We start from the raw sequence: 6,462 nt of genomic DNA, 5'->3' as shown, positions 1-6,462 counted from the left end.
ATCCTGGCGGTGTTCGTGGTGGAGATCGCCTTGCGTCTCTACGTCCATCGGCGGGGTTTCTGGCGTGACCCGTGGAGCGTTTTCGACTTCATCGTGGTTGCCATTGCCCTGTTGCCGGCTACGGGCCAGCTGGCCGTGCTGCGGGCCTTGCGCGTGCTGCGCGTGCTGCGCCTGCTGACCGCAGTGCCCTCCATGCGCCGCGTCGTCGGTGCGCTGCTGGGTGCCGTTCCCGGACTGGCATCGATCGTCCTGGTGTTGGCGATCATCTACTACGTGTTTGCGGTCATCGCGACCAATCTGTTCGCCGCCGACTACCCGGAATGGTTCGGTCATCTCGGTCGCTCGGTGTACACCCTGTTCCAGATCATGACCCTGGAGAGCTGGTCGATGGGCATCGCCCGCCCGGTGATGGAGAACTTCCCCTATGCCTGGGCCTTCTTCGTGCCCTTCATTCTGGTGGCCACCTTCACCATGCTCAACCTGTTCATTGCCATCATCGTCAACGCCATGCAGACCTTCAGCGAGCAGGAGCACCAGGAAACCGTGGCCGCCGTCGCGGATGCCCGCGAACACATCGAGGTCGACCTGCACGCCGAACTACGCGCCATGCGGGTAGAGATTCGCGAGCTGAAAACACTGCTGACGCAGTCGCGGCCGGCCGCGACCATTACGCCGGTCCAGTCAGTTGAGCAGCCGGCGGCAAGATGATCGGCAATGGCGATACGGCCCGCTCCTGGCAGCGCCTGATTGGCGATGGCCAGGTCTACGGTCAACGCCTCGAGCGACAACGCCATGGAGTCGAGCGTAAATCGTACGCAGCGTGGCCAGCGCGCCCTTTCGTCACCCGCACCAGCTCTCGGGAAACCTCTCATGAACGCTGAACAGCAGAAGTCCATCCTTGCCATTGCCCTCTATGCCGCCTTTGTCGACGGCGCCAAGCATGACCGTGAGCGTGAGGAAATACGCCGCATCGCCGACTCCCTTGCCGCTGAAGCCGGCGCGCCCGACCTCGCCCGGCTCTATCAGGACGTGCTGCTCAAGCGGGTAACGCTGCAGACGGCGGCTGCCGCGCTGGGCGAGCCCGGCTTGCGTCAGTTGGCGTATGAAATGGCGGTTTGCGTGTGCGACGCGGACGGGCGGCAGAGCGACATCGAGCAGCGTTTTCTGGACGAACTGAAATCGCGGCTCAAGCTCGATGCAGAGGAGGCCGCCGCCTTCGAGGGTGAAGCCGAGGGGGTGGTCGCCCTGTCCGAAGCTGCTGCGCCCGAGGTGGCCGCTGCCGTTTCCGTCGCCGCGCCCGGCCCGGTGGTGGCGCAGCCGAACGTCGCCGAAGCGCAGCTGGACAAGTCCATCCTCAACTACGCGCTGCTCAATGGCGCCCTGGAACTGCTGCCGCAGTCCTGGGCATCGATGGCCATCATTCCGCTGCAGATCAGGATGGTCTACGCCGTCGGCAAGGCGCATGGAGTCGATCTCGACCAGGGGCACATCAAGGAATTCATCGCCGCTGCCGGGGTGGGACTGACCTCGCAGTATCTCGAACAGTTCGGTCGCAAACTCCTCGGCGGGCTGCTCGGCAAGGCTGCGGGCAAGACCTTCGGCAAGGTGGGGAAGGCCGCCACAGGGATGGCCTTCTCCTTTGCCACCACCTACGCGCTGGGTCAACTCGCCAAGCGCTACTACGCCGGCGGGCGGGTCATGAGTACGGCGGTACTGCGCGACAGCTTTCAGAATCTGCTCGGCCCGGCCAAGCAGATGCAGGCCCAATACCTGCCGCAAATCCAGCAGCGGGCGGCGACACTCGACATGGGCAGCGTCATGTCCATGGTGCGTGGTGGCTGAGTCGTGAAGCTGTTTTCTCCCCTTTATTCGCGCGCCATGGTTTGGTCGCGGCATCGTCATGCCCACTGGTATCTGAGCGGCATGAGCTTCGCGGAATCGTCGTTCTTTCCGGTGCCGCCGGATGTGATGCTCGCGCCGATGAGCCTCGCCAACCCGCGGCGGGCCTGGTGGTTTGCCTTGATCACGACGCTTGCCTCGGTGGCTGGCGGCCTGCTCGGTTACGCCATCGGCTACTTTGCTTTCGACGCCATCGAACCCTGGCTGCGCGAGTCGCACTACTGGCCGACCTATCAAAGGGCGATAACCTGGTTTGATGAATGGGGTTTCTGGGCGATCTTCATCGCCGGCTTTTCGCCGATTCCCTACAAGGTGTTCACCATTGCCGCTGGTGCCCTGTCGATGGCGGTGCTGCCCTTTACCCTGGCTTCGTTCATCGGCCGCCGTGGGGCGCGTTTTTTCCTGGTGGCCGGGCTGATGGCCTGGGGCGGGGCGCGCATGGAGGCGGTGCTGCACCGCTACGTTGACCGCCTGGGCTGGGCGACCGTCGCCCTGTTGGTGCTTGGTGGCCTGCTCTACCGCTGGGCAGCCGCGTCGTGACGACAATCATGCTGCCGGCAACGCCACCACCGTCAGGGCGATAAGTGTAAGCAGCTACAAGCCCCGGTCAGCGGCCAGGTGCGTAGCGCTTCCGTGCTGCGGCGGATTCGGGAAATGGTCCCCGGCGCGGTAGTCAGGGCGTTTGTCGATCGAGGTGGCGGCGGCGCGGAAAGACGGCACGAAGCGACCGCCCGTTTCAGCCACAGCAGCACATCGCCCTACTGCCTGACGCTCGATCCACGCGCCGATCAGTACCCGAAGGGCATTTTTGGCCAGCTCAACTATCTGTTTCTCGATCAGGTCGAGCGCCTGCCGGAACATCTGCCGCAGCTTTATACAGGCCTGACGAGGTGATTCGAGAGGCCGCGATTTGCCGTGTCGGAGCACCAGTATCGCGAGGTCTCCGAAGCACGTTCTTGCAGGGTCGGCGTGGCCTGTGTCAATGCGATAAAACATTGATCAGAAACAAGTTCTTTCGTCTTTTCGAGTCTTTTTTGCGGCCGATCGCGCTGGTATACTTTGTCCAGTGCCCTTGAATTAATGGGGCTTTTTTGCAGGAGCGCATTTGTCATGAGCAAAGTGAATGTCGGTTTCCAGCTCCCCTTGTCGGTACAGGAGATTCTGGAAGCATGCCCGAAATATACCGTCGCCAGTACCTGGCAAGAGTTGTACGAGCTGGCCACGCGTGACGCCGTGAATGGCGTGCATGAGGTGGCCTATGAAGTGCCTGGCCGGGGCCGGGTGCTGGAGGCCAAGGTGTGCCGGGTGAAGAACGGCATCGCGGCCAACTACGTCGAACCCTACATGCGCCGCCGCGATCCCGATTGCATGGTCATCGCCGACCAACTGCCCACCGACAAGCCCCGCTTCGAGGACCAGTACGGTGAGTCGTTCGAGTCGCTGCGCGCTGAAACTTTCGCCTGGCTCAAGACCCAGGAACTGGCGCTGTTTCCCTTTATCGCCGGCGCCCCCGGCATCGGTGCCGACGCATTGGTCGTTGCTCCGGCCAACGCTGGCTTCTTCGCCCTCGGTCTGGCTTTGCTGCAGGGGATCCTGGACGAAAATGCCTTGTCGCCGGATTTCGACCCCCAGGCCGTGATCTTCGTCGCCCCGCCCTTCCGCCATACCCATTTCAAAGGCAAGCAGATGGTGGTGCACAACCGCCGTCCCGGCCGGCACGAGTTGTTCAGTTACAACCTCTATCCGGGCCCCAGTGCCAAGAAAGGCATCTACGGCGTCCTGCTCGCCCTCGGCGAACGCGAACACTGGCTGACCGCGCACTGCGCGACGGTGCAGGTCATCACCCCTTATGCGAACAAGCTGTGCATCATGCACGAGGGCGCCAGCGGCGGTGGCAAGAGCGAAATTTTGGAGCAGGTGCATCGCCAGAAGGACGGGGCGCTGCTGCTCGGCACCAATGTGCTGTCGGGGGAACGCCGCACCCTGGTGCTGCCGCACAACTGCGAACTGCGCGCTGTGACCGACGACATGGCCTTGTGCCATCCCTCGCTCGGCAAGAACGATGGCCGCCTGGGCTTGATGGATGCGGAACAGGGCTGGTTCGTGCGCGTCAATCACATTACCCACTACGGGACCGACCCCAACCTCGAGAAGATGACCATTCATCCCACCGAGCCGCTGTTGTTTCTCAATATTGACGCCCATCCGGGTGGCACCGCGTTGATCTGGGAGCACATCGAGGACGAGCCCGGCAAGCCGTGCCCGAACCCGCGCGTGGTCGTGCCGCGCAAGGCAGTGCCTGGCGTCTATCAGGGCGCCGTGAGTGTCGACATCCGCAGCTTCGGCGTGCGCTGCCCACCGAACACGATCGAAAATCCGACCTACGGCATCATCGGCCTGTTCCATCTGCTGCCGCCGGCGCTGGCCTGGTTGTGGCGTCTGGTCGCGCCGCGCGGCCATGCCAATCCCAGCATCGTGACCACCGAAGGGATGAGTTCGGAAGGTGTGGGTTCGTACTGGCCGTTCGCGACCGGCCGCATGGTGGACCAGGCCAACTTGCTGCTCGATCAGATTATCGCCACGCCGCGCATGAAGTACATCCTGTGCCCGAATCAGCACGTCGGTGCGTGGGAGACCGGCTTCATGCCGCAATGGATCGCCCGCGAGTATCTCGCTCGCCGCGGTGGCGCGCGTTTCTCGCAAGAGCAGGTCGCTCCCTCGCGCTGCCCGTTGCTCGGCTTCGCGATGAAGAGCGTGGTGGTCGAGGGGCAGACCATTCCCGGCATTCTGCTACGGGTCGAAAAACAGCCGGAGGTCGGCAACGAGGCCTATGACCTCGGTGCCAAGCAACTGACCGAGTTTTTCCACCAGGAATTGACCCAGTTCCTCGAAGCCGACCTCAATCCCGTGGGCCGCAAGATCATCCAATGCTGCCTGGCCGGCGGTAGCGTCGAGGACTACGTGGCGCTGCTGCCGATCACCGTGCTGGAGGAGGATGATTGACAGCGGGCCTCTTCCCCCGCGGGGCAGCCCCTCAGCCGCGATAGGTGATGCGATAAATGGCGCCGGCGTGGTCGTCGGCCACCAGCAGGGAGCCATCGGGCAATACCAGGACATCGGCGGGGCGCCCCCAGGCGCTTTCGCCATTCAGCCAGCCGTCGGCGAAAGTCTCATAGGCGATCGCCCGGGCGCCCTGCAGACGCACCAGCGTGACCCGGTAGCCGATCTTCTTCGAGCGGTTCCACGAACCGTGCTCGGCGATGAAGATCTGGTTGCGGTAAGTCGGCGGGAACATCGTCCCGGTGTAAAAGCGCATGCCCAGCGCGGCCGCGTGCGGCGCCAGTTTCTGCGCCGGCGCGGTGAACTCGTGGCAGCTGCGTCTGGCGCCGAATTCCGGATCGGGCAAGTCGCCGCCGTGGCAGTACGGATAGCCGAAATGCATGCCGGCCCGTGGGGCATGGTTGAGTTCGTCGGGCGGCAAGTCGTCGCCGAGCAGATCGCGGCCGTTGTCGGTGAACCACAATTCGCCCGTGTGGGGCTGCCAATCGAAGCCGACGCTGTTGCGCACACCCCTGGCAAAAATTTCCATGGCGCTGCCGTCGGCATTCATGCGCAAGATATTTGCGTAGCGCTGCGGATCGGCTTCACAGATGTTGCAAGGTGCGCCGACCGGCACGTAGAGCTTGCCATCCGGCCCGAAGGCGATGAATTTCCAGCCATGATGCGTCTCGGTCGGCAGGCGGTCAGTCACCAACACTGCCGTCGGCGGCTGCGCCAGGTGTTGTTCGACCTGGTCGTAACGCAGGATCCGGCTCACCGCCGAGACGTAGAGACTCCCGTCCTTGTAAGCCACCCCTACCGGCCGCTGCAGACCACTGGCGACGACCGTGACGCCTTGCACCCTGAAGTTGGCGTCGAAGCGCACGGCATGCACTTTCCCGGCCTGCATTGAACCGACAAAAAGCGTGCCGCCATGGCCATCGTGGCGCCCCAACGCCATCTGTCGGGCGTTGTCGACTCGTGCCCAGGGTTCGATGGCGAAACCCGGTGGCAATTTGATGCGCTCCAGCGGCAACTCGGCGGCCGTCAGCGTCATCGCGATCAGCGCCAGAGCAAGGCCAAGACCGGCCATCATTTTGCGCATGTCAATTCCTCACCGGGTCGCTCGCCGGGCGCCGACGCGTTGATTGGTTTTCGCAGGGCTCATCGGTCCGTTCTTTCGTCAAGGCATTGCCGCCACGATCGCAGCGCTGGCCACCGGCCTGTCACGAGCATACGCCACTCGCCTGCCAACGAGGCCGCCCGGCTGATGCGGGTCGCCACGCCGCGTGTGGATGGCGACCCGACCGCGCTCCGTGCACTGGTCAGGAAGCTGAAAGTCGCGGCAGAAATGCTGGCCGGTGGTGCTACTCTATCGGATCTTTGGCAGCGACCGTCGAGGACGCCCCCGACGGCCTGTGGCGGCCACGGACAGCCTTTCTCGCGGGCCGGGCATTGAATGTCGCGTCATTGATTCTGTCTCATCGGGCCGGCGGTGCGGACCGGGCTCACCCCAAAACAAAC

Annotated in this window: 6 protein-coding genes; 5 read left to right on the top strand and 1 reads right to left on the bottom strand. The window is 63.7% G+C overall.

Features of this window, described 5'->3' with window-relative positions:
• From RUW20_RS18850 to RUW20_RS18830, 5 genes are all read left to right on the top strand, one after another.
• Positions 1 to 708 (top strand): ion transporter (locus RUW20_RS18850; protein WP_313953757.1); only part of this gene is annotated, 708 nt, incomplete at its 5' end.
• A gap of 45 nt (positions 709 to 753) precedes the next feature.
• Entirely contained in the window at positions 754 to 1,842 is a 1,089-nt protein-coding gene (locus RUW20_RS18845) for a YcjF family protein (protein ID WP_409559392.1), read from the top strand.
• Between the two features lie 3 nt (positions 1,843 to 1,845).
• Positions 1,846 to 2,439 carry a YqaA family protein gene (locus RUW20_RS18840; protein WP_313953755.1) on the top strand — a complete coding sequence of 198 codons (594 nt, stop codon included), beginning with the start codon at positions 1,846 to 1,848 and terminating at the stop codon, positions 2,437 to 2,439.
• 78 nt (positions 2,440 to 2,517) lie between these two features.
• Positions 2,518 to 2,793: a hypothetical protein gene (locus RUW20_RS18835; protein ID WP_313953759.1), complete on the top strand. Its 276-nt coding sequence runs from the start codon at positions 2,518 to 2,520 to the stop codon at positions 2,791 to 2,793.
• 216 nt (positions 2,794 to 3,009) lie between these two features.
• The gene (locus RUW20_RS18830) at positions 3,010 to 4,902 is read left to right on the top strand and encodes a DUF4914 family protein (RefSeq protein ID WP_313953754.1); all 1,893 of its coding nucleotides are present in this window, start codon (positions 3,010 to 3,012) and stop codon (positions 4,900 to 4,902) included.
• Between the two features lie 31 nt (positions 4,903 to 4,933).
• Here RUW20_RS18830 and RUW20_RS18825 read toward each other — a convergent pair whose 3' ends face one another.
• Complete coding sequence (locus RUW20_RS18825; RefSeq protein WP_409559391.1) at positions 4,934 to 6,043, bottom strand: PQQ-dependent sugar dehydrogenase; 1,110 nt, start codon at positions 6,041 to 6,043, stop codon at positions 4,934 to 4,936.
• Positions 6,044 to 6,462: the final 419 nt, after the last annotated feature.

Source organism: Accumulibacter sp. (assembly GCF_032229525.1).
Lineage (GTDB): Bacteria > Pseudomonadota > Gammaproteobacteria > Burkholderiales > Rhodocyclaceae > Accumulibacter.
The sequence above is the reverse complement of the archived record's forward strand: the minus strand, read 5'-3'. Positions and strand labels throughout refer to the sequence as shown.